This is a genomic window from Lonsdalea populi (assembly GCF_015999465.1).
Lineage (GTDB): Bacteria > Pseudomonadota > Gammaproteobacteria > Enterobacterales > Enterobacteriaceae > Lonsdalea > Lonsdalea populi.
The window spans coordinates 2926864-2951698 of record NZ_CP065534.1; the positions used below are offsets into that span (position 1 = coordinate 2926864).

General features: G+C 51.6%; 20 protein-coding genes, 1 tRNA gene and 2 pseudogenes. 8 read left to right on the forward strand and 15 right to left on the reverse strand.

Annotation, left to right across the window (positions count from 1 at the left end):
* Positions 1-22: 22 nt before the first annotated feature.
* The 5 genes and pseudogenes from I6N93_RS12845 to I6N93_RS12865 form a co-directional block, all read left to right on the forward strand.
* Positions 23-1093 (forward strand): CBASS cGAMP-activated phospholipase, encoded by a 1071-nt coding sequence (locus I6N93_RS12845; RefSeq protein ID WP_085690038.1) that lies wholly within the window; start codon positions 23-25, stop codon positions 1091-1093.
* Positions 1093-2391, forward strand: coding sequence for a CBASS cGAMP synthase (locus I6N93_RS12850; RefSeq protein WP_085690037.1), 1299 nt, complete (start codon positions 1093-1095; stop codon positions 2389-2391). The genes I6N93_RS12845 and I6N93_RS12850 overlap by 1 nt, the downstream gene beginning before the upstream one ends.
* Positions 2391-4160: an E2/UBC family protein gene (locus I6N93_RS12855; protein ID WP_085690035.1), complete on the forward strand. Its 1770-nt coding sequence runs from the start codon at positions 2391-2393 to the stop codon at positions 4158-4160. Before I6N93_RS12850 ends, I6N93_RS12855 begins: the two co-directional genes overlap by 1 nt.
* A 1-nt stretch (position 4161) precedes the next feature.
* Positions 4162-4626 carry a CBASS system CD-NTase/cGAS isopeptidase Cap3 gene (cap3, locus tag I6N93_RS12860; protein ID WP_232100057.1) on the forward strand — a complete coding sequence of 155 codons (465 nt, stop codon included), beginning with the start codon at positions 4162-4164 and terminating at the stop codon, positions 4624-4626.
* 123 nt (positions 4627-4749) lie between these two features.
* Positions 4750-5007, forward strand: a pseudogene (locus tag I6N93_RS12865) (transposase); the annotation flags it as partial.
* A gap of 95 nt (positions 5008-5102) precedes the next feature.
* Here the strand turns inward: I6N93_RS12865 and I6N93_RS12870 are convergent.
* From I6N93_RS12870 to dnaQ, 3 genes are all read right to left on the reverse strand, one after another.
* A complete protein-coding gene (locus I6N93_RS12870) occupies positions 5103-6314 on the reverse strand; it encodes an integrase domain-containing protein (RefSeq protein WP_085690031.1) in 1212 nt (403 codons plus the stop codon).
* A gap of 261 nt (positions 6315-6575) precedes the next feature.
* Positions 6576-6652 (reverse strand) — tRNA-Asp (locus tag I6N93_RS12875).
* Positions 6653-6777: 125 nt separating this feature from the next.
* Positions 6778-7512, reverse strand: a complete 735-nt coding sequence (dnaQ, locus tag I6N93_RS12880) for a DNA polymerase III subunit epsilon (protein ID WP_085690029.1) — start codon at positions 7510-7512, stop codon at positions 6778-6780.
* Between dnaQ and rnhA the strand changes: the two genes are divergently transcribed.
* Positions 7466-8032: a ribonuclease HI gene (rnhA, locus tag I6N93_RS12885; RefSeq protein WP_167459602.1), complete on the forward strand. Its 567-nt coding sequence runs from the start codon at positions 7466-7468 to the stop codon at positions 8030-8032. The genes dnaQ and rnhA overlap by 47 nt on opposite strands.
* Here the strand turns inward: rnhA and I6N93_RS12890 are convergent.
* On the reverse strand, positions 8029-8751 hold the full coding sequence (locus tag I6N93_RS12890) for a class I SAM-dependent methyltransferase (protein ID WP_085690025.1): 723 nt from the start codon (positions 8749-8751) through the stop codon (positions 8029-8031). The genes rnhA and I6N93_RS12890 overlap by 4 nt on opposite strands.
* Positions 8752-8794: 43 nt before the next feature.
* On the opposite strand from I6N93_RS12890, the gene gloB reads away from it, so the two are divergent.
* Together gloB and mltD are read left to right on the forward strand one after the other, a co-directional pair.
* Positions 8795-9550 carry a hydroxyacylglutathione hydrolase gene (gene gloB / locus I6N93_RS12895; RefSeq protein ID WP_085690023.1) on the forward strand — a complete coding sequence of 252 codons (756 nt, stop codon included), beginning with the start codon at positions 8795-8797 and terminating at the stop codon, positions 9548-9550.
* 70 nt (positions 9551-9620) lie between these two features.
* Complete coding sequence (mltD, locus tag I6N93_RS12900; RefSeq protein WP_085690021.1) at positions 9621-11009, forward strand: murein transglycosylase D; 1389 nt, start codon at positions 9621-9623, stop codon at positions 11007-11009.
* A gap of 154 nt (positions 11010-11163) precedes the next feature.
* Here the strand turns inward: mltD and I6N93_RS12905 are convergent, their stop codons facing one another.
* The 11 genes and pseudogenes from I6N93_RS12905 to I6N93_RS12955 all read right to left on the reverse strand — a co-directional run bounded on the left by I6N93_RS12905 (position 11164) and on the right by I6N93_RS12955 (position 23459).
* Complete coding sequence (locus I6N93_RS12905) at positions 11164-11949, reverse strand: endonuclease/exonuclease/phosphatase family protein (RefSeq protein ID WP_085690019.1); 786 nt, start codon at positions 11947-11949, stop codon at positions 11164-11166.
* A gap of 668 nt (positions 11950-12617) precedes the next feature.
* Complete coding sequence (locus I6N93_RS12910; RefSeq protein WP_085690017.1) at positions 12618-13469, reverse strand: hypothetical protein; 852 nt, start codon at positions 13467-13469, stop codon at positions 12618-12620.
* A 93-nt stretch (positions 13470-13562) separates the two neighbouring features.
* Complete coding sequence (locus I6N93_RS12915; RefSeq protein ID WP_085690015.1) at positions 13563-15014, reverse strand: radical SAM protein; 1452 nt, start codon at positions 15012-15014, stop codon at positions 13563-13565.
* Positions 15014-16288: a glycosyltransferase gene (locus I6N93_RS12920; protein WP_085690013.1), complete on the reverse strand. Its 1275-nt coding sequence runs from the start codon at positions 16286-16288 to the stop codon at positions 15014-15016. Before I6N93_RS12920 ends, I6N93_RS12915 begins: the two co-directional genes overlap by 1 nt.
* A 12-nt stretch (positions 16289-16300) precedes the next feature.
* A complete protein-coding gene (locus tag I6N93_RS12925) occupies positions 16301-17668 on the reverse strand; it encodes a glycosyltransferase family protein (protein ID WP_085690011.1) in 1368 nt (455 codons plus the stop codon).
* Complete coding sequence (locus I6N93_RS12930) at positions 17659-17916, reverse strand: hypothetical protein (protein WP_085690009.1); 258 nt, start codon at positions 17914-17916, stop codon at positions 17659-17661. Before I6N93_RS12930 ends, I6N93_RS12925 begins: the two co-directional genes overlap by 10 nt.
* 173 nt (positions 17917-18089) lie before the next feature.
* A pseudogene (locus tag I6N93_RS12935) lies at positions 18090-18545 on the reverse strand (sulfotransferase); the annotation flags it as partial.
* A gap of 36 nt (positions 18546-18581) precedes the next feature.
* Entirely contained in the window at positions 18582-19895 is a 1314-nt protein-coding gene (locus I6N93_RS12940; protein WP_085690005.1) for an aminotransferase class III-fold pyridoxal phosphate-dependent enzyme, read from the reverse strand.
* A 22-nt stretch (positions 19896-19917) separates the two neighbouring features.
* Positions 19918-21393 (reverse strand): GMC oxidoreductase, encoded by a 1476-nt coding sequence (locus I6N93_RS12945; protein ID WP_085690003.1) that lies wholly within the window; start codon positions 21391-21393, stop codon positions 19918-19920.
* 213 nt (positions 21394-21606) lie between these two features.
* Positions 21607-22986, reverse strand: a complete 1380-nt coding sequence (locus I6N93_RS12950; RefSeq protein WP_085690001.1) for an alpha,alpha-trehalose-phosphate synthase (UDP-forming) — start codon at positions 22984-22986, stop codon at positions 21607-21609.
* Positions 22983-23459, reverse strand: coding sequence for an HAD family hydrolase (locus tag I6N93_RS12955; RefSeq protein WP_197669159.1), 477 nt, complete (start codon positions 23457-23459; stop codon positions 22983-22985). The genes I6N93_RS12950 and I6N93_RS12955 overlap by 4 nt, the downstream gene beginning before the upstream one ends.
* Positions 23460-24835 lie beyond the last annotated feature (1376 nt).

Genomic DNA, 24835 nt, shown 5'->3' on the forward strand with positions numbered 1-24835 from the left:
TCTTTCCGAGAGGGAGTTAGCGATGTCTGACGTAAGTGCAGTGAATAATTACAACGTTCGGATACTTAGTCTGAATGGTGGTGGGGCTAGGGGGATGTTTACTATCAGTGTCCTTGCAGAGATTGAGAGGATACTTGCCAGTAAACACCCTAGCCAAGACATCAAAATTGGTGACTATTTTGATCTCATTACTGGAACATCAATAGGCGGTATATTGGCTCTCGGGCTTGCTACAGGCAAGAGTGCTCGCGATCTGGAACGAGCCTTCTTCGTTAAAGCGAATGACATTTTTCCAACCAGATGGTGGCTGACCAACCTGGTTAAGTCACTTGTTGCTCCTATTTACAGTAGCTTGCCCCTCCGGGAAACCGTTGAAGAAATGATAGGAGCTGAAACCACCTTTAATGACCTGACCCGGCGAGTGATGGTTCCGGCAGTAAACCTTTCAACAGGAAAGCCGCAGTTTTTCAAGACACCACATAACCCTGATTTCACCCGCGACGGGCCGCTAAAATTGATTGATGCCGCGCTCGCAACCTCCGCCGCACCAACGTACTTTGCCCCGCACTATTGCAAAGATCTCCGCGCGTATTTTGCTGATGGGGGTTTGGTTGCTAACAACCCTAGTTACATAGGACTTCTGGAAGTGTTCAGGGATATGAAGTCTGACTTTAATGTAGCCCACAAAGACATACACATACTCAATATCGGTACTGTCGGTGAAGAATACTCACTTAGTCCAAGGCTTCTGAGCAAAAAATGGTGGAGTGGATACTGCCACCTGTGGGGAGTGGGTAAACGACTGGTGCTTACAACCATGACGGCTAACCAGCATCTTCATAAAAATATGCTCCTGCGTGAGCTTACTCTCCATGACGCGTTCGATAACTATATCTACTTGGATGAAGTTATCCCCAATGAAGCAGCCAGTGATATCACTCTGGATAATGCCACGAAGAGTTCCCTGGAAAATCTAAGCGCAAGGGGAACACAACTCGCTAATGTGCAGTTCGCTCAGAATCAGAAGCTTAAGAACTTTTTCACTACACCTGCAAAACCCTTTAGGCGCACAATCGCGCAGGAGATACTCTGATGCGTTGGGATTTTAACAATTACTACAGCCACAATGTGGATGGCTTAATCAGTAAACTCAAACTGGGAAAGACTGAATCCGATAAACTGAAAGCGCTTCGCCAGAAAGTCCGTGAGAGAACGAGAGATGTATTTAAGGAAGCCCGGGAAGTCGCTACTGACGTCAGAAGGCAAACATTGACACTTGAGAGCGTCAGGTTAAAACTGGAGCAAACGAATGTTCGCTACCTCTCGCCCTCAGACCGTGCTGATCTTGCACGGCTCATTTTTGAAATGGAAGATGAAGCACGAGATGATTTCATCAAATTTCAGCCTCGTTTCTGGACTCAGGGAAGCTTTCAGTACGATACGTTAAACAGGCCTTTTCATCCGGGGCAGGAAATGGATATAGATGATGGTACCTATATGCCCATGACCGTATTTGAATCCGAACCTAGCATTGGCCACACTCTGCTACTTCTACTCGTAGATACTTCACTGAAATCGTTAGAAGCTGAAAACGATGGATGGAGATTTGAAGAAAAGAATACATGTGGCCGCATTAAAATTCCTCATGAGAAAACACACATTGATGTGCCTATGTATGCGATCCCGAAAGAGCAATTTCAGACCAAACAAACCGCAGCAGATTCTGCACACGTCATAAAGGCAAATTCGATGTTTGAGTCTGTAGCTATGAATAGGGATTTGCGCGAGGCATATGTCGTTGAGTCCGACAAAGTCAATTTAGCACTACGTGATGGGGTAAAAAGGTGGTCGATAAGCGACCCAAAAATTGTTGAAGACTGGTTTAACGACAGTTGCAAGCGCATCGGAGGGCACCTTCGTTCAATTTGCCGCTTTATGAAAGCCTGGAGAGATGCTCAATGGGAAGTTGGAGGCCCTTCATCAATCAGTCTGATGACTGCCGTGGTAAACATCCTCGACAGAGAGGATCATAATGGTTCCGACCTCACCGAGACGATGAAACTCGTTGCCAGACTACTGCCTGATGAATTCTGTAGTGGTCTGGAAAGTCCCGACGATACTGATGACAAGTTACTGTTCCCGGCTGAATGCGATCATAATGTACACCAGAGAACCATCGTTGAAACTATGAGAAGCTTACAGGGTATTTTACTTGATGCTGAGAGCTCAGGCAGCAGAGAAGATGCGCTACATAAAATGAATGAAGCATTTGGGAAACGAGTAACTAATGCTTCGTTAATCACATCAATTGCTGCGGCTCCGGCATTTCACAATTTGCCATCTAAAGAGCCTGCACCCGTGAAAATCAACAAAACGATGGTAAGTGGCTGATGGAGGAAGGGCTACTTCATAAAGTGATGACAGGTTGCGGGTATCGCTATACACGTGCTCGCAATCTGCCTGAGAAGGCTATTCTGCACAGCCAGGATCGTCGGAAAGGCTTTTATACGAAAGAATACGAGACTATCGCAGGTAACTTTAATATTGCTCTTGTGATCCACTCTGACCCATTTACTGAACTACCGATAGCTTGCATTTTTGAACTCCCTGAGCAATTCAGAGACCGTCTTATGCCCCATGTCAGTCTTGAAGGGATCCTATGTTATGTAGAACAAATGGAGGCGGACTGGGATTCCAACGACCTAGAAGGAACATATAGAGAAGTTGATACACAGATACACAGAACTCTAGTTAACTCGGTATTAGCAGCTATAGAAGGGCAGAATGATAAGAGAGAACTGGAAGGCGAATTTACCACATACTGGCGACCCAGTGAGAGCCTGTTTATTCTGTCAAACGCAAGCCGGGAGACAAAACTTAAAACTCGTTTGTCGAAATCATTAACGCCTGATGGTACCCCCAGACTGGAGTATATAACGGTTGAGGAATCGTCACCGGAGGACTCGGAAAGTGTTATTACAAAATGGCTTAAGCAAAGGTATCTCCACCTGAGCTCGTTAAAAGAATACCTTATCAATACGCACTACATTTCTGTAAACCCCTGCCGCCTTGCCGGGATGAAATGGCCACCGGCTTCATTTCGGGACTTATTGGATTGGCTTGAAAAGGCGGATCGCAATGCCAGAGATAGAGTCATTGAACACATCAAAGCGGAAGGCAAGAAAAGGTACATTTTTCTCTTTGATATTTTCAACCAGGATATCTTTGCTATTTATGTTGAGTTCAACACAAAGTCTATTGATTTCAGGAGACATAAGAGATCAGCCAAAAACTCAACCGCCAAATTAGCTACAATGTTGGGTGGCAAAAGCGTTTGTACAGCGTATCAAAGACTGGAGGTTATTCGTGCGGATATTGCGACATTACTTAGCCGAAATTCCCGGCGAGAAGGGGCAGCAAATCTATCAGAAAAGTGTATAGCTCTGGTCGGCTGTGGAACAATTGGTGGGTATCTTGCGGAATTATTACTCCGGAACGGGGCTGGATGCGGTAAAGGTTTCCTGCACCTCTATGATGATGATTTATATAAACCAAGTAATTTTGGTCGCCATCCCTTATCGTCACATGATTTTGGGTGGCCCAAATCCCTTTCACTTGCAACAAGACTCCAGGACTCCGTGCATTTACAGACGAAGGTTGTCGGATTTATAAAACAATTCACTATCAGTACTGATGTAATGCAGAAATACGACATTATTATTGATGCAACAGGCCGTCCTCCGGTATCCAAGCGTATGGCTGCGATAGTAAGAGAGATTCCCCCAGAGCAAAGACCAATAGTTATTCACGCATTTAATGATGGTAACGGACGAGCATCAAAAGTTTTAATCGATGACGGTCGAAGCTGCTATGTGTGTATGGTTTCTAATCCCGCAAAATACCGCAACGAGATCGATTCACGATTTTACAATCTCGATATATCAAGTGAAAAAAGCAAAAGCTGTGGTAGCACTTACACACCTTATGATGCGGCGGTGAGTAGTATAACTGCATCTTTAGCTCAACTGGCGGTGTTGAGTATTCTCGAACCCGAGCTGAAGTGGACTTATAGTGAACATATGCTTGAGGGTGGACGTTCGCTCAAACCTCAATTTTTGCCACGCCAGCCTAACTGCCCTATATGTAATGAACATAAATGAATTGGTATTCATCGATGATTTTAACAATCATGTCGTTATCATGAGTGAGGTCGTGCAACGGCTCAATTCATATCGTCAAATGCATTATGCTAGTACCGAGGCTGGAGGGACCCTGATAGGAGAACGCCGGGGGCAACACATTGTCATCACTAACATTTCGGAGCCCGGTTCTGGTGATATCAGGTCACGTAATCAGGTAGATAGAAAAGGTGTTCACCATCAGCAAAAAATTGACGAATTATTTCAACAATCAGACGGCTTCCTTGTTTATTTGGGCGAATGGCATACACATCCCGAAGATTTTCCGCAACCATCGTATACAGACATAAAATCTTGGCTGACCGGGCTAAAAGTAACTGAACCAATGGTCATGCTTATTGTGGGCAGAAAAAGAGTATGGGGAGGTAAAAAATATTGTAATGACATAAAAATTTTAAAAGAGAAAATAAGTAATAGCCAGGATTAATGGCCCATATGTATTAGCTATATTAGCTCATAGCTGCTCTGAGATATTAGCCGCCATTAACTACTGGATATTTTGTGGATACTGTCCTGTCAGATATTTCAAGTTCGGAACGGCGGCGCTGACCTGTCAACGCTGTACGGTTATCCGTCTGATATCCGCAAGGCGATTTACACCACCAACGCTATTGAGTCGCTGAATAGCGTAATCCGGCATGCGATTAAAAAACGTAAGGTGTTCCCATCAGACGACTCGGTAAAGAAGGTGATATGGCTGGCGATAGAGACGGCGTCAAAGAAATGGACAATGCCGCTGAGGGACTGGCGGTTGGCCATGAGCCGCTTTATTATCGAGTTCGGTGATCGTGCGAGCGATCACCTTTAAATGAGATGGCGATTAAACAGAATCGTGGACAGGCTCCAAAAATGAAAAAGACGATCCGTTTTCCACAGCGGATCGCCCTCACTGGATAAATTCTGCTACAGCATTACTGCGCGTGCCGATTCATTAACTTTTCGCCCCCACCACTCCATAACCTCAACACGCTGCGAGAGATATGTGGAGCGGTTATAAGCGGCCCGCGTCTGATTGGTATCGACATGCGCCAACACAGCTTCAATCACATCCGGTGAAAATCCGGCTTCATTCATGGCCGTACTGCCCAAGGCCCGAAAACCGTGCGATACCAGTTCTCCCCCCAGTCCCATGCGATGTAAAGCCTTATTGACCGTTTCACTGTTCATCGGCTTGCTACGCTTCCCTCTGCCGGGAAAAACGAATGCCGAGTGCCCGCTAAACGGTTTAAGCCGCTCTAGTAGCACCATCGCTTGCGGTGACAGCGGTACTTGATGTTCACGGCGCTTCTTCATACGCTCTGGCGGAATGGTCCAGAGTTTTTTTTCCATGTCGATTTCACGCCACATAGCCCCGGCCGCCTCGCCGGGACGAACCAATGTCAAAAGTTGCCATTTCAGCAGATAGCGCGTCATCAGGCCCAGATTGGTCGTTTCAATGCGCTGCATTAGTTCCGGCAAACGTTCGGGACGAATGGTTGCCATATGCTGTTTCTTCGGCTTCTCAAACACCTTACCAATCGTGGATGCCGGGTTGGCATCAAGAAGCCCGGAATTGACCGCGAATACCATGATTTCATTGATACGCTGCGTCAGACGGCGCAGGGTTTCCAGCGCACCACGTACCCGTACCGGTTCAAGCGCAGCGATCAGGGTGTGCGCTTTCAAGTCAGCCACGGCTATCTGTCCAATTACCGGAAAAACGTCCCGCTCCAGTGAACGCCAGATATCGCCGGCATGAATCTCGGAAATACCGCCGGTTTTTTTAATGGCAAACCACCTCGTTGCCACATTAACGAACAGGCTGTCTTTGGCTCTTTTTTCCTGCTCAGCCTCGTCCTGTTCCTGTTTTTTGGGGTCGATACCTTTGATCAAAAGCGAGATATATTCATCATGAAGGGTACGCGCGGCCGCCAGCGTCATGGAGGGATAATGGCCCAGCGTGATATTGGTACGCGTTGAGGAATTTGGTCGCTGGTAACGAAAACGCCAGATTTTCTTACCGGTAGTCCTGATGGAAAGTGTCAGGCCATGACCATCAGGCAGTTCATAATCTTTAGCGGCGGGTTTTGCTTTTTGTACTGTGACAGCAGAAAGCAGGCGGTGTGTTACGGTCATCATTCACTCCTTAGTTGTCGTTGAAAACCAAACGACGGGAATGGTGTAATGTCCTGTATCCGCAACCCTTTCTCAGCCACAAAACAAAAATGGCCTACGAAATTTCTCTTTCCTACGCGTAGGCCATTTTGTGGGCCATTTCGCGCCGGATACCCCGATATACAGAGGGTATCATAGAGACGAAAAAAAACCGTATGCCTTTGACAGCGATACGGTTTTCATTCATCCAGAGATGTATAGGAACATCCCGGAATAGATAAGTGGCGGAACGGACGGGACTCGAACCCGCGACCCCCTGCGTGACAGGCAGGTATTCTAACCAACTGAACTACCGCTCCACTCTGCGCTCTGTGAGCGGGGTGAATACTAAAATGGCACCCTAATCACGTCAATGCTTTTTCACGCTAACCGACTCTGTTTGCTCAGATTTCCAGCGCAGAGCCCGTTTTCTCGCAGGCGGTGTTCAATCACGCCACAGGCAGTTGCCGCCTTTTTTCACGATCAGGTCGAGCCGCTGTTCATGCGCCATCAGCTCATCGTCGCTGGCGTAGATCACCGGCAACGCTGACGCCGGGCGCACGATACGCTGAATGGTGTCCGCCTGATTGGCCTGCTGCGCCCCTTCGTTATCCATGGAAAGCGCGAGCGACCGCTGGCCGCCGGTCATCGCCAGATAGACTTCCGCCAGTATCTCGGCATCGAGCAATGCGCCGTGCAACGTGCGCTTGGTATTGTCGATCAGATAGCGATCGCACAACGCATCCAGATTGTTGCGTTTACCGGGGAAGAGTTTACGGGCCAACAAAAGGCTATCCGTGATTTTGCAGAAGGTTTCCGTCTTTGGAATATCCCGCTGCAGCATACGGAACTCGTAGTCCATAAAGCCGATATCAAACGCCGCGTTATGAATGACCAGTTCGGCGCCCCGGATAAAATCCATGAAGTCGTCGGCAATGTCGGCATAGGAGGGCTTATCGGCCAGAAATTCGTCGCTGATACCGTGAATGTTGTAGGCTTCAGGGTCGATTAGGCGATCGGGTTTGAGGTAAACATGATAGTTGCGGCCGGTCAGACGACGATTTATCACCTCAACGGCACCGATTTCGATGATGCGATGACCTTCGTAATGAACACCCAACTTGTTCATACCCGTGGTTTCGGTATCCAGGACGATTTGTCGTGTTATTTCAGTGCTCATCGTTTTCGTTTATGTCAGACTTGTGGTTTTCAGCATGGATAAGAGTCTACCAGAGATGCGTAAACAGGTAGAAATTTTCACCGACGGCTCCTGCCTCGGCAACCCCGGCCCGGGGGGCTACGGCGCGGTGTTGCGCTATAAACAGCACGAAAAAGAGCTCAGTGCAGGTTACCGTCTCACGACGAATAATCGCATGGAGTTGATGGCGGCGATTGTGTCGCTGGAATCGCTGACCACGCCGTGCAACGTGACGCTCAGTACGGACAGCCAATACGTCCGTCAGGGGATCACCAGTTGGATTCACAACTGGAAAAAGCGCGGCTGGAAAACCGCCGATAAAAAACCGGTAAAAAACGTCGATCTCTGGCAGCGGCTGGATCTAGCGATTCATCACCACACCATCCAATGGGAATGGGTGAAAGGTCACGCCGGTCATCCGGAAAACGAACGTTGCGATCAGCTGGCGCGTGAAGCGGCGGGCGCTCCAACGCAGGATGACGTCGGTTACAAACAGGATTAATCCGGGCCGCGACGATAGCTTTTCGTCACGCCCACCGGGCTGCGCATCGTCGTTTTTTTCAGTCTGGAACGCATCGGCGTGAACGTCAGCGGCACGGTGCGTTTACGCGCCACAATCAGGTTGAGACAGCCCAGCAGCGGGAGATGGTTGTTCCAACGCCCTTGCCCTTGCTGACGCCAGGGCAGCGCATGCAGGCTGGTGTGATGCACAATTTCATAGTTGAGCAGATTCAGCCAATCCTGCAGCCGCATCTGGCTGAACATCCGGCTGCAATACGGCTGTCTACGCCGAATCCCCGGCACCATTTTTCCCAATCCCATCAAACTCATCGGATTAAAACCGCTGATGATAAGCCAGCCATCGTTGATCAGAACGCGATCCACTTCCCGCAACACGCGATGGGGATCGCTGGAGTACGCCAGGGAATGAATCAGCAAGCAGGCATCCACGGATTTCTCAACAAACGGGAGTTGGCATGGGTCAGCGATCACGTCCGCACAAGCGCGGTTCAGGGCGACATTGATCTGATGGGGGATCGCACAGTCGGCGCTTTTCATCTCGGCGCTGAGCGCGCCCACCTTCACCAGGTGAAAACCAAAAATCTTCGGCCACCACGACTGTAGCGCATCATCGAGCGTATCACGATAGGATGTCCCCCAAGGGATGGAGTCCCATGAATCAGGAGCCTCTACAGGCTGGATGGTTTGTGCTGGCTTCATGTTCTAGTCTCTTCCACAGGTAACAGCAAACAGAGGACCCACTATGAATCTTATCAGTGTTCCCGCACTCAAAGATAACTACATTTGGTTGCTGAGTAATCAACAGAAGGCGTGTGTGATTGTCGACCCCGGAGAAGCCGCGCCGGTGTTGATGGCGCTGGAGGCGCATCACCTCACGCCGGTGGCCCTCCTTTTGACCCATCACCATCAGGATCACGTCGGCGGTGTGAAAACATTTATGGAGAACTTCCCCCACATCGACATTTACGGTCCGCTGGAAACTTCCCGCAGCGGAACGACACATATCTTAAAGGAGGGCGACAGTCTGACGTTGCTGGACTCGGAATTTTCTATTTTTTCCGTCCCAGGACATACAGCGGGACATATCGCGTATTATAGCGCTCCATACCTGTTTTGCGGCGACACGCTGTTTTCCGCTGGATGCGGACGTATTTTTGAAGGAACACCGCAACAAATGTTTGAATCGGTTAGCAAACTCTCCAAGCTACCGGACGAGACTTTAGTGTGTTGCGCTCACGAATATACGGTGTCAAACCTGGAGTTCGCCCATCGGTTATGGCCGGAGGAACCCGTAATTGCCGACTACCTGCTAAAAGTCAGACAATTAAGGGAAAAAGGGCTGTCAACCGTCCCTACAAACCTCGGTTTTGAGCGTAGTATTAATCTTTTTTTACGTTGTCATGACGCTGATTTACAAAGAAAAATATTTAATGATGTGAGCACCAGGGGCGATTGGCAGACATTTGCGCAGCTAAGGGCCATGAAGGACCACTTCTGAAGGTTTTAGTTGTACGCAATGACCAATCAAAGTATGATCGTTCGTCTTTTGAGCAAATGTGACAAAAAATATGAAGGCTAAAGCGATACTTGTCGCCTCGGTCTTGTTGGCGGGCTGCCAGGTTTCGCCCCATGATACCTCCCAGCCCAAACAACATGCACAGAGTTTGTCTTCAGCCAGTCAAAGTGAAGCAGGAAAGTACTCTGAAGGTCGAGAGACCGGGGCGCGATGGTTGGATGATAACAACCTCGCGCAGCAGGACCTGTGGAACTTAATTAGTCGTGAGCTGAAGATGGAGGTTCCGGAAAACGCCCGGATCCGCGAGCAAAAACAGCGTTATTTGAAAAATAAGAGCTATCTCCACGATGTAACATTACGGGCAGAGCCGTACATGTACTGGATAGTCGAGCAGATTAAGCAACGTAAAATGCCGATGGAACTGGTACTGCTACCCATAGTGGAGAGCGCTTTTAATCCAAACGCCCAATCGTCGGCCAATGCCGTTGGATTGTGGCAGATTGTCCCAGGAACGGGACGTCATTATGGATTGCAACAAGATAAATGGTACGACGGACGCCGCGATGTCGCCGCTTCCACGACGGCAGCATTAAATATGATGCAGCGCCTCAACCGCATGTTTGACGGAGACTGGTTACTGACTATCGCTGCCTACAACAGCGGTGAAGGTCGTGTAATGCAGGCCATCAAAGCGAATAAGGCAAAGGGTCGCCCAACGAATTACTGGTCATTGGCGCTCCCTTACGAAACGTCGATTTATGTACCCAAGATGCTGGCTTTAAGCGACATATTGAAGCATAGCAAAAAATACGGCCTTGACCTGCCGAAAACGAATGAAGAACGTGCCCTAGCGCAAGTGGATTTAGGACAGCAGATGCAGCTGACCCAGGCCGCCGAGCTAGCCGGTTTACCCGTCACAAAATTGAAAAGCTACAATACGGGTTATAAACAGAATGTGACTGCGCCTAACGGGCCGCACTACATTATGGTACCGAAGGCACATGTCGAGCAGTTGAAAGACTCGCTGGCAGAAGTAGATATTGCGGCGGTTCAGCCGACGCGTATGGCACAAACAACCCGGGGTTCTGAATATAAAGTCCGTACTGGCGATACGTTGTCCGCCATTGCCAAACGGCTCAATGTCAGCACCAAAGACCTGCAGAACTGGAACAACCTTCGTGGAAATACGGTAAAAGCGGGTCAGACGCTTCAGATAGCGAAAACCTCTTTCGCCACGGCAGGGTCTGATACCAGCAGTAAAAATGGCTCGATCATCTACCGTGTTCGTAAAGGTGACTCGCTGGCAAGTATCGCCAAACGTCACGGCGTCGACATCGCAGATGTGATGCGCTGGAATACGGTCATTAACAAGAATGCCAGTATCCAGCCGGGCGACAGACTGACCTTGTTCGTCAGCAAAAGGCAGTCACCCGATTCCTGATCGGTCACACCCAACACATAAACCTCTCTTCCGAGAGGTTTTTTTATGGGCGTAACATCGTGACATCAACAGAAAGAGGGGGAAAGCGAAGGATGCTCGCTCGAAAAGTCAGGCATACCCGTAAGGGCGGCGGCGTGACGATAGGCCCAAGCAACTAGAGGCTGAACTCCACCCGGAGCGGGTTGTGATCGGAGGCGTCGGTGACCAGCACCGAGGAGTGCGCCACATCCAGCTCGCGATAGAAAACAAAGTCCAGTGGCCGGCCGAACGCCCTGCGCCGCTGATCGTTGCTGAACGTCACCTCTTTTAATCCCATAACGCCGGCAAAACGGTATAGCGCATTGCTTCTCGGCTGACTCCAGGCGTTGAAGTCCCCCGCCATAATCACCGGCCCGCTGTGGTGATTCAGATGCTCTCCGATAGCCTGTAGCTGCTTGGTGTAGACCTCAACGCCGAAGCTGAAATTCACGGCGTGAATGTTGACGACCATTAACGATCGTCCGTCGTGCAGGCGATAGATCGTCACCAGCGCGGATTTGGACAGGCGCAGCAGCGGCTCACGCTCACGTAAAGGACAACAGTACATCGGTTGCGCGGCAGAGAGCGTCATCACGCCCGACGGGTGCTGCGGAAGGAAAAAGGCGGGAACCTGATCGGCGGCAGGATAGTGGGAAGTGGCGAACTGAATCAACTCCGGCGAACTCTGCGCTTCCTGTAGGAGCATCAGATGAGCGTTATTGCCGAAGCCCCTCAGCACCGATAGCCAATCCATCCGCTGTTGTTTAAAAATATTCCATACCAGAAGACGTAAAACGCCGTTCTCCAGAGGCAACGGCCCGGACAACGCCGGCTGTCCGGAATAATGCATTACCACCGGGGGGAAAATTCTCTCCACAGGCTGCCCGGCAACATATCTCATGGCATAAATTTTCTTTCGCACGTCTCGCCTGCTATCAAGATGACAGAGTGTCAGCTACTGCTTAGTGCAACAGTGATAGTCCAGTTATAGGGGCTTTGCCTGTGAGTTTCAACAGCAGATTGGAAAACGACGGGAGCCTGTTGGGGCTAAATACGAGGTAAAAACGCCCGCGTTTATCCCCGGAAAAACAGCGAAAAAATCCCTTATCGCAAGCACATAGGTGATAGGAACTCGACGGTAAAAACAGCAGTGTGATGTCCCATCACGCACAATGTAATAAGAAACTAGGCCCCTCATTGTTATGAAAGCGACCACACGCCGACAGGCCGCCTGACCTTACGGCCGACAACCGTGGGCCTAATCCATACTGCGCATTTTTTATATGTGCGGTTCCACCATTTGATGTGAGGATCCCTGTTTTTCTCAGGGAACGGCTACACGTGCCTAGCCTGGTATGACCGGTCGCCAGTTCGATAGGTGAACATCCGCGGGGAAAGCGGCTATCACCGTCAACGATGCCGAGGCAGTCTACCGTTGAGCAGTTTTGTGAATTGACGAGGCAGACCATTCAGCGACGTATAGCCGCTGGCTCTATAGCACAGATGACATAGGCGAACTGTGCGCATAAAAATGCCCTGAACGGAGGGTTCAGGGCATTTAGATTGACGGCCAGACGGGGCCTTAGCCCCTTACGGTACTGTTCCGCTGAGCATAACCGCCTGGGGTGTGCTTGAGAGCGAGTCGCACGTCCCGCATTCGGCGACGGAGATGTAGTCCGTGTAGATCTGCGGCGAGCCAGAGAACGAAGCCAGCTTTTTCCACTCTTCATACATCTGCTTGGTGTCGCGATGCGCTTGGGCGAACTTATCGGTTTCCTGCGTGCCGATATCCGCCTCCGGATAAAAGACCGTCAATGCCTCCACGCTCTCTATCTCCATCATGACGACATACTGATCCAGCCGGTTGCCGCGCTCCCCTTTTAGCAGGTGAAACTTCCAGTCAGGATAGTCCTCTATGCGGTGGTGATTCTCTGCAATAAAGCACTCGAACTCGGCGGGGGTGACTCCCGCTCGCAACGCCAGATTATGGAGGCCGATAACCCGCGCTGTCCCCGTCCCTTGATGATAGCGAGGACCCGGTTTGACCGTACTTTTGTTGTTTTCGGCCAACAGCCGGTAGTCGGTGAACAACGTCGGCAATTCCGCAAAAGTGGCCAGATGTTTCCACACTTCGAGGATCTCCTGCGCCTCAGGCGCCTCAGGCGCCTCCTGCCAGAACTGCTGAGCCAGCGCCGTCGGGTTGCCGTTTTCATCGACGTACAGGTCACGCGCCTCGGCGTTTTTCATTTCAAACAGCATCAGATATTGATCGGTACGCTCACCGCGCAGCCCGCGCAACAAGGTCCAACGCCATCCCGGATAAATCGGCAGTTGAACCCCTTTATCGCGCACAAAGGCTTCGAATTGCGCGTTGGTGACGCCGGCTTCGGTATCGATGCCGATATAATAAAAACTCAATACACGAGAAGAGAAATTCTGCATCATAATCATCCTTATGCGGCCTTACCGCGCCGACGGCAGAAGCCACCGGCGGCGGGTTTTCGGCGTATGCTCCGTAGGTTCCAAGATCCCTCATCAGACGCCGTGAGGCGTCAGACTTGATGACTCAAACTGCGTGTTGATAATGGCCTCCACCAGCACTCGCCCTACCGGCGAGAGGGTGACCACCGCGTTATCCACGGTCACCAACCCTTTTTCTTCCAGGTGGGTTAACGCCGCCGAGATGGTGGGATTGTTAAAGAAGCTCTCCCCATCGAACCGTTTTTTGTAGATCGCATCATCGACAGGGATCAGCGTCGACAGCGCCATCTTGAAGGCATTGACGCGCTGCTGAGGCGGGGAGAACCCACGGACCGAGCCGCACGGCAGACGCCCCGTGTTCAAGGCATCACGGTACTCGTCATACTCCGTCAGGTTGATCATCTCAGAGCGGCGAGACTTGGAGCTGCCGCCCAGCCCAATCGCGACCTCGGGATATTGTTTGTCCAAATCGGTGATCAGGCTTTTCCATTTCTCCGGCGGCAAATCACATTTGTGGAAATACATGGTGGGATGTTCGAGATAGTCGTCGGCCAGATAGCTCTCCACCAGTTGACGCATCTGATACTGTTTCCCCAGACTGGGCATTTCGTTATCGCCCAGCGAGATCAGTTTGCGCTGCCAGAGATTTTTCCGTTTCGCCGAGACGCCGCTGCGGGTTTCCATGAATTCCTTCATATGCAGCTTGGTGCACACCACATGCGACAGATCGTACTTCTTGACCATCTCCATGTCGTAGGCCACATCATCCACTTTCTGCCCCATCAGCCCGTACATCAGGTCGATGGTGATCAGTTCGTACCCCATCGCTTTGGCATTTTCCAACGTGGAAAAACACTCCGCCGCCGTATGTCTTCTGCCGCAGGCATGGATAAGGCGATCGTTAAACGACTGCGCGCCAAACGACAGCTTGGCGAACCCCAGCTCCTTTAAGATACCGAGATAATTTTCAGGCAGGCTGCCCGGCTCGCCTTCAAACCGCAGGGTGGCGGAGGAGAAGTTGAAGTTCTCCTTGTAAAACGCCATCAGCCGCCGTAATTCGGCTTCCGGCAGCAGCGAGGGCGTCCCGCCGAAAATATTGAATTCGCCGACGGGCGTACGGCTCAGGCTCGGGACATGTTTCAGCCACAGCTGAGCCTCTTTGATGTTCAGATCCACCACTTCTCTAAACAGCGCGCCCGCCTTTGCAGAATCCGGGTTGAGGATCACGGTAGGAAACTGGCAGAAGTGGCACTTATAACGGCAGGTAGGGATGTAAGCCCAGAGATGGATCCGCTCTGCTTTGCCGACTTCCACCTCCATGTCTGCATGAAACGCAGAAAGCGGGTAATCCTCAATATCGCCGGGAAAAACGTGGCAACCAAAGGGGTCCTTGACGACATAGTCGAGCAGCTTCGCATTCTCTTCCTTCGCCAGCACCTCACACACTAACGGCGTGGGATATCGGCTATCGAGATCGAGCAAGGTGTCGAGATGGCTCTTATTCATCAAAACACCCCGCCATTAGCAAAATAGTTATGCGCTTCGCCCGACTCACGGTCTTCGCAGAAATAGTACACAAAGCGCAGGAAGTCTTTTTCATCCACGGTATCGAAACAAGCGGGCAGCGGCGGCGCGGAGCCGATATCTTCGCCGACAAAACGCCTCAGCGAATTGAAGATCTCGTGTCTGAATTCAAAATAAAGTCGGAACGCCGGGGTTTTATAGGCATGAATCGGCTTGAAGTCGACGACGCTGGTTTCATACTTGATTCGGTAGATACGTCGATAGAGATTTTCCGCCACCTCCGGCGTGAAGAACTCAATGACTTCGGGGTTATCCACCAGCAGCGACGGATTCAGTAACACCGGTAGTACGATATTTTTCGGTATGTAGTCTTTGATCGAGTTGAACCAAGAGATTTCAGCCTGTTCAGGCGACAGATCCTGATAGTTTTCCAGCGCATGCTCTGTCGGGCGCACATCCTTCATGATGATGATGCCGTCTTTCCCGTAGGCGGTCCCGTTCATCACCTCGTACAGCAGTGTGTCCACCCTTCGGCTGTTGATTTTGACGTAAGCTTCGGGCGCATAGACGGGTTTACCGCCGCAGGCGATGACCTTGATGCCGAAGTCCCAGTCGTCGGAGAGATGTTCGACAAAGCGCCCCCCTTCCAACTGGTAGAAAATCTCGATGCCGCCCACCGCATCGTACATCCGCTTTTCGACCGCAAACCCTTTGCCATCAGGAAAACCGCCGAACAGCGAGAACGAAAAGTGGCGACAGCGTAGGGTTTTATCAATTTCGCGGTACAGGTTAGGCCGTAGCTCGAAATCTTGTTTATCGTAGTAATAATTACAGGTGCCCAGATCGCCGTGCTGTTCGATCATGGTATAAACCAGCTCGTCGATCCAATACTTATCGACTTCACAGTCCGCATCGGCGGAAACGATATAGTGCTTATTATCGATGTCGTATTCGATATTACGGATACCCGCGCGCTGGGAAGCGTAATTCATGCCTTTTTTTCTGGCTGAAGAGACGCCCTGAGTGGTTTCATTGATGATATGTATAGTCAGGTCTTTATATTTACCCTGAGCGACTTTGACTTTCTGAATAGAGTCATCCGTCGAATTATTATCAACGATGATTAATTCCATATTATCCAGGGTAAATATGCCGTATTTCGATGTCTGCCGATAAATAGAATCAATAACTGCTTCAATGCGACGCCCTTCATTATAAACGGGCAGCACAATGGATATATAAGTTTCTTTACGCATAACAACTCCCTATCACACATTAAAAACGTGGCCAAATATCTTGTTGGAAATGAGTTTTTTCCCGATATGGAAATTATGTCTCGCGATTAACTCTCGTTTCGACCTGTCGGCAACCAATCTATAAATCCGTTGCACGAAATCATCATCCGGCCAGCCATCCTGGTCGGCAGAAATAGTCATAAGTTCGGTTTGAAAACCATACCGACCGTAAACATCGTCGTAATATTCATAGTGGGTGGCGATGTAACACCGTTGGTGGCTGATAGCTTCCCCGATCGGATTGCCGTAGCTGTCGTAGTCGTAAGACGTCAGAAAGGAGACGATATCGCAGGACTCATAGAGATCCTGGATCGTATACGCATCGCCGCTTTCGTCGATAAAGTCATGCTGTAATGCGCCGATGAAATGGACAAACCGCTCCATTCCCAATTCACTGACATAGTCTTTCAAATAATTAGAGTAGCGAGCATCTTCATGCTCTCCCCCCGCAATCATTAAATAGATGCAGGGCTCTTTATTATTTTTGACGCACAGCTCATTGAGTTTTTTAGTCAGATAGATATCTCGTTCCAGGCGTTTCACAGGAACAAGCCGAGTCGTGCGCGCAATCAGGATATCGTTATCTGAAATTCCGAATTCGGGGCGCAGAGATTTCCGCTTTTTATCGCCTTCGAAACAGTAACAATTACGCATGACGTCGATATTTACCCCGCTCCATTCACTGAGCTTGCTGGCGAGGGCGTCATTAAGCGTGACGTAATTGATATATTTCGTAGGAATAGGTTTCACGGCATACGGCCAGGGTTCGCCGCCATATTTCCCACAGGCCGTTTCACTATTCCACATGAGATCGTGATCGCGCCAGAGCACGAAACATCCGAAACCTTTCTCTTCGCCGTAAGCGGCAATCGCTTTATACAGCGCATGGGTATAAACAATATTCTCAGGAAGCGTGCCGTTTTCAACGACGACGTGGGTAATGCCTAACTCACGCCAGGTCTCCACGATGCGCTCGGATAAGGCGTCGGCGACCGCATGAACGTCCGCCAGCTTATGCGCCTTCCGTTCTTCGCTGCAAGGAATACTTCCATTAATCAACAAGTTATTGACATCCTCGATAAAATACGGGGTGTAGCCGGGCAGCTCGCCGTCCCCCGCCGCTCGCACCACCGTAAAGAGCTGACCAAAGGCGCTCCTCTCTTTCTGCGTATAGGGCCTGCCGAAATTGCCTTTATCGATCTTGATGTCGAACCCGAGATCAATGAATGACTCGAAGCCTCTCTGATTGAGGCAGGAGGCCAGCTTGGCCGCTTCCACGGTGATACCGGAAACCGCGACGCCGTCAAATGAAATGAATATGGCCCTGTTCTTTACATCCATGAGTCCTTCCTTAGCTTAAATGAGTCATTCAGAACGACCTGAGTACGGCGCGCGCCGTGCCCGAGGTATAAAATGAACATCACCGTCATTGAGGCGATCTCGCGCGATTCATCCGAGAGCGTATAGCCCAGCCGTTTGAGCGGCGGCTTCCGCAGCGGGATGATCCCAGGGATTTCGAACAACACATGCGAGACCTCGCGATGCGCCAACACCTGGTCGCTCCACTCAACGCCGATAAAATCGGTCATCCGCCTGATAACCTCTGCGAGGTCACCAGATCTTCATAGCGAATCACCAGATCGCGCCCCTGCGGCGCCACGGTCACGGGCCGGGAGACGATCTCTACCCAGCCGTGCGCCATTTCTGATGGCGTTTTGTACCCCCACTTGCGGACGGATTTGAGGTGGGATGCGAAGAGATCTCAGCCATCACGGACGATATGGATAAACCGCGTATCGGGCCAAATCCGCGCAAAATCATCGATGCGGGCGACTTTGCGCTGCAACGTTTGGCCCCAGAACAGGCCGCCGTATTTCTTGAGCCGATAGACGCCGATCTTCTCGATCAGATAGCAGCGATCGACGAAGCGACTGAGATCGCTTTTGCGTTCGGCCAGCGCGGCTTCGACCCGTTCGATCAGGTCGTCGCTCGGGACGCCGGAACGCTGGCACGGCTTAACAAAGTGCGCGCCATCAAACCAGAACGGATCTTCCGTCTCCGTTCCCGGGCCGGGCACCCGGGGATCGTTCGCGGATAGCAGCCGCGCCGCCTCAAGGATGTGCGGTCCCAGATCGAGCGACTCAAGAAAATGGATTTCAGGCGCGACGACCAGATCGGGATGCGCATCCAAAATAATACTTTGCAGCGTCGTCCCCGACCGATTCGCCCCCCAAGCAGCACGGGCACTTTGACGTTAGCTTCTTGCTTCGTAGGATCCTCGACGAAAATTCAAGGCGTGAACGACATCCGCTTCCAGATCCACCTCAAAGGCCACGCCGAACGCAGAGCGCGCATAGTTCTTCCGCCGTGCATCGTCGATCGCGCCCGTGTCTCCCCCCACGTCCTTGCCGGACGCTTTTACGGCCTCTAGCGACGCTTTGAAAATGGACACCGCGTGCTCCAGCTCCGCCTGACAGAAGGCAAAGTTGATCATGTGCGTGCCGTTGCACTCCAAAAATAGCCCGTGCGCGAAACATTCAGCCGTAATCGCATCGGCCACCTCGGCATTGGCGAACACCGTTTTGAACATCAGCGGCGGGCCGGTCACCCAAAGGGGAATGCCGGCCTCATCCGCCGCCAGCTGAAGCCTTTTCATCAGTTCAGCGCCGATGTTCAGCGCAGCGTCGTGAGGCCGCTCTTCCCTGAAGATCCGCAGCGCCACCAGCGCGGCGGCCATGGAGGTCACCTCTTTGTTGTAAGTGCCCGCCAGGCCGGCGGCGTCATAGGCGTTAATCAGATCCGCCTTCCCGGCGACGGTCGAGAGCGCAAAGCCGTTGGCAAGGCCTTTACTCACAATCATCAAATCGGCATCTACGCCGCCATCCCCGTGAACGCCATGTGCGCCGTAACGCAGCCCGGACATCACCTCGTCGAGGATGAAGGGAACCCCGGCGGCACGGCACAAACGCCCCATCTCGTTGAAGTGACTTTCCGGAAACCATCCCAGTTCGGGCGTGACGATGACGGCGGCGATGCGGTTTCGCGCCACATCCAACGCCGTTGAGAGCGCCTGCAGGTTGTAGCCAAAATGGAAGACATCCGTTTCCGGATCGTAGCAAAGCTGGCCAAACTGACGATGCCAGTCGTGCCAGCCGTGATAACCGCTGGACAGGACGATCCGCCGTCCGGTGTGGGCTCTGGCCATTCTGATCGCCGCCGAAGTGCCGTCCGAGCCCGTGCGGAAAAAGACCGCCTTTTCAATCCTTTGGTAGCGATCCACCAGTTGTTCGGCCAGCTCGATTCGCTGCGGAGACAGCGTGGTCGGGAAGATAATGCCGCGCGACTGGATCTGCTCGACCACCGCCTGATCGATCTCGTCACGCCGATGGCCGAAAAGCACGGTGCCATTGGAGGAGGTCATGTCCAGAATTGTTCGACCGTCGCAGTCTGTTAGCCAAGCGCCCTTGGCGCTTTGCACCACGAACGGCGGGCGAGCGGAAATGTCGTACTCGCGGGCGGCGGTGGACACGATCGCCCGTCGTAACTGTTGCTGATTATTATCCATCATCTTTATCGCTCCTGAGTGAGGTTCAGCGCATCGCAACGGCCATGCGCCGCGCGTTGGCCATAATGGTGTGGGTCGGATTCGAATTTCCGGCAAAGGTCATCACGGAGGCATCCATGACATAGATGTTGTCGTAGCCGTGAACGCGACCTGTGACATCGACGACTGAGCGCGTGGCGTCCGTCCCTGCCCGCGCCGTGCCATGCAAGTGCGAGCCGCCTTTGTTGTGCACGGACGGCTCGCGCTCGATCGTCTTCGCGCCGGCTTCCCTCAGAATTTCCTCCGCCCGCGCGGCCATAAAACCAATGCGCGCCAAATCGCTGTCGGAGTTTTTGTAGCTGAACTTGATCAGCGGGTTGCCAAACTCATCCTGCCGCTCATCCAGGATGATGCGATTGTGAGACCACGCCTCTTCGCCCGCGAGATAGTGCAGGCGGATGCGGCCGATGTTGCGGAGCGGTTCCGGGGAGGCCACCTCGTACAGCAGACCGCCGATACCGGTAGGCACGTCGGAGTTCTGATAAAAATCATCGGTGTAGACGGATGCGGGCGCGCCTCGGTGCGGGCCGCACAGCCCCTCCTCCTTCATCCAGGCAGGGTTGGAGCCGGTCGTATAACCGGTGATCTTGAAGGAGAGACCTCGGCCGACCAAATCATGCTCATTGCCGATGCCGCGCGGGGCGAACACAGAGGTCGAACGTAGCAGCAGCGCGCTGGTTTGAATGGCGTTGCCGCAGCAGATGATCCTTTCGACGGGAATGCTGAGATGTTCAGATGAGAACGGGATATAACACTCTGCCGATTGGGCGTGCCCCTCGTTGGAGAGCCGGATGCTATTCACCATGCAGCCGAACAGCACGCTGATCGAGCCCGGCAGCGCCGTGTCGTCAATGACCGAGCGGTTCAAAATCGTCGCCTTGGCGCCTGTCGTACACGAACGGCTATCGCAGGCCGAACAGAATTGACAGCCGTTGTCGCGGCCCGCCGGAACGATAGCGAGCGGCATATTTCGCGGGCGGTAACCCAGCGACGCCATCGCATGGGCGATCTTCTTGCCGCGCGCGCTAAACGGATAGCCGCTGGTATCCTGCATCCCCAGTAACGACTCGATATAGCCGTAATGTTCCTCCAGATCTTGCAAGGTGATGGGCCAATCCATCTCCATATCCGAATGCAGGTAGCGGCTGATCCGCATATCCACGTCGCGGTAGCGAAAGGTAATGGCGGAATAGAACTGCATGCCGCCGCCGACACAGCAGGCGGTCCACGGGTTGCCGTCCTGCAGGCCGTTCCCCGTGATGGCACGGCCGTAGATGGATTGATGCGTCCCCAACACTTCTCCCGGCGACGTCAGCCCTCCTAGCTCTAGAATCAGGACATCCTTGCCCTGCTCCGCCAGCGTGCGCGCCACCGTAGCCCCGGAAGGGCCGGAGCCGACAATCAGGGCATCAAATGTGTCAAAACGTCCTCGATAAGCGCTAATGTGCTTAATCATTGTCATGGTTCATTGCTCCTTCAATTCACAATTTTATCGACGCGTTGGGCCGTCCGGGCCTGGGGCCGCTGGCATTGCCGACCAAGGACAACGCATGACTTTGCTACGCACGCCGCCGGAAAATCACTGGCGCGGCGCCTCCAACCTGAAGTGACGGCATTTCATCCGTTCGCTTGGCCTTCTGCTTACCGATACGGAACGCAACCTTGTCGAGTAAGCTCAAGCTATTAAACACATACAGTGAGCGGGTCCCGCGTCGCCAGCCGGGCGTTGCAGCGACAGGTCGTCCACAAAACGGCGTAGCCACACGTCGATGGAGGCATGCCGTAAAATGTTCAGCATGCTCTGATGGCGTTCTACGCGTTCTTCGAGGGACATCATTAAAGCGCGATCCAGCGCGGCGGCGACTTCTCGCGGGTCATACGGATTGACGATCAGCGCGGCATCCAATTCCCGCGCCGCGCCAGCGAAGCAAGACAGCACCAGCACGCCGGGATCGGCCTCCTCCTGCACCGCCACATACTCTTTCGCCACCAGATTCATCCCGTCTCGCAGCGGCGTAACACAGGCGACGTGCGCCTGACGGTATAGCCCCATCAGTCGCCGGCGATCGCAGTTCTTGTTGATGTAGTTCAGGGCCAGCCAGTCCAGCTCGGAATAGCCGCCGTTAATGCGCCCGGCCAACGCATCAAGCTGCTCGCGTATCTGCCGGTAGCTGGAGATGTCGTCGCGGGTGGTCGGCGCGAATTGGACAAACTGAACCCGCCGCCGATGCTCGGGATAATGTTTCAGCAGCAGTTCGTAAGCGCTGAAGCGCTCGGGCAAGCCTTTGGAGTAGTCCAGCCGGTCAACGCTGAAGATCGCTTTACGCCCGAGATGCCGGGAAACCTGATCGAGCAGGTGAAGGTCCGGTGAGTTGTCCTGCGCCAGTTGACGGAGCGGATCAACAGCGACGCTGATGGGATAAACGCCGCTTTTGACGATGTCGTCGCTCATTCCCATGCGGCTGGCGTAATCAAGAAACGCCCGATGATCGTCTTCGGTCTGAAATCCCAGTTGGTCGTAATCCGTCATGCTGGAGAACAGCTCGCGGTGCGGCGGTATCGTCATGGCGATGACGGCGGATGGGAAAGGGATATGAAGGAAGAAACCGATACGGTTGTTGATGCCTATCGCCCGGCAAGCCTGGGCGAAAGGCAGGAGATGGTAATCCTGTACCCAGATCATATCGTCCGGGCGAAGCAAGGGTTTCAACATCTGCGCCAGTCGGCGGTTGACGCGCAGATAGCCCTGATACTCTTCATTGTCGTAGCGCGCCAGATCAACGCGATAGTGGAACGTCGGCCATAACGTGCCGTTGGAGAAGCCGCAGTAATATTGTTGATACTCTTCCGCGGTCAGCGCGGTCGTCGCAAAGGTGACGTTATTCACAGTCCGCTGTTCGACGCGGGTCGGACATGTCTCTACCTCGCCATTCCATCCAAACCAGACGCCGCCGCCAGGTTCCAGCGCAGCCATGATACCGCTGGCTAATCCTCCCGCCGAACTGTCATCGAGCGCCGGAGGCACGCGATTAGAGACCACCACAAGCCGGCTCATCGCGACACCGCCTTATCCGCGCACGGCGGGTCGGCAAGCGTGGCCAATCCCGATAGCCACTCCCCAACGGCGTCGACATCTGCTGGTCGATACGCCGCGCAGGTCGGATCCGTGCCACTTTCGATCGCGATTCCGCCCAGCGCCTGCGCGGCCTCAAAACCCAGCTCATCGGTAAGATCGTCCTCCACGAAGACGGGTAAGCGTCCCTGAAAAGGCGTTTCCAACGGCGCGAGCAGATCGCCGATATCCGCTAAACGCCGTCTTGAGATAGTGCCCACCGCCCCATCACCGCCGCGAAACAGGACGCGGAGAAGGGTCAGACGCGCCAAAGGGACGGGGGCCTCCTCAGGACGGACGCAAATCTCAGCGAGCGTACCGTCGATATTGAAAAAAAATGCGGGGTCGCTTAGCCACAATGCCGGTAATGCGCCAGGCTGATTGATGTCTTCGTGTTCTTCCGGAGTCACGTTCACAATCCTCTCTTGGTGATAGCGAGCTCATTACTGGTTCGCCAAAAGCAGCCGTATTCCTGATGCCGGTGATTAATCATCCAGACTCACCGTGAATCCGCTCACGGCATTGATTCCCGGAGCACTCATGGGTTCGCGTCATTCGATGTCGCTCACTGGCGTGACGATATGGGTTCCATCCCCCCCGACGAACTTCTGACGCTTAGAAAAAGCTGAAACTCGCCGGGAACTGCCAGAAAGTAAATGTTGAAGTAGTCCTATTAAATAAAATGGCGGGACCGATCTTTTATTCTTATTTTTTCAACAGATTGTAAACAAACGCCACCCATCATCCACTTATCGTCTTGAGATTAATAGATCATGGATTTATTCATGGCATCATTTTTATTCACCCACAATGGGTTCACTTTGGTATCAAATAAAACAATTTTAGGTATCTATCAGAGACGTTCATCGCTAGAGAAATAACTCCCTGCCTGTGCCGATAATCATGCATATATCGACATTCGTCACATTGTTAATGATACCCTCGTCATTAACCACTCATAAAATTAAAATACTGTTTATTTTCAAAACGCAGGATACCACTATCATTAGAAGTTGAGAAATATCTCAAGAAGATACCAATAAAATTAAAAATTGATTTTTACTAATTTTAGCCAAGTTAAAGCACAAATCAATTTTTATTTTTTTCGAGAAATGAGAACACCTTTTTGTATTTGCCAATGATGTCAATCACATGGAAATACACATTTAACCACTTGAAATAAAAACAAAAAAACATTTAGTCAGATAAAAAAACCGACAGGACTCAGGAATATACTGAAAGCGTTATGGTAAATACTTTTTTAATAAAATCATAGGAATGTAAAAAATACTCACCAATACCAATTAATGTTACTATTGGTTATTTAGAGATAACCAAATTTAATTCAAACAAACAATTTATTAAGTCTCTTAAAAATAAATTCAACCACCAAACTCAATAAAAATTATTGTTTATAATATATATTTAATATTTATTTATGCTACGAGCAGCATGGATTTTATTGGTTCCACAACGGTCATGTGAGTTTATAAAACATATCTCACCGCTCAGCGAATTAAAGAAACCGGTGACTCTAATAAATATAAAAAACGATGAATTTAACTATTTCATCGCCGTGCCCAAGAGGGGGTTGAAATTATTATTTTTGATGCGATGGTGTTTTTGATGGCGATCCGAATAGGCGAGTTTTAACCTCACAGACACGGCCGGAGACCGAATAACGTTAAAAGAGGACAACAGGAAAAACGAGAGGTCGTTATCCCACCCCCTCACTTTTCAGCGTGCTGGACCGAGATATTCAGGAGAGTCGCTACGCGCACATCAGGCAATA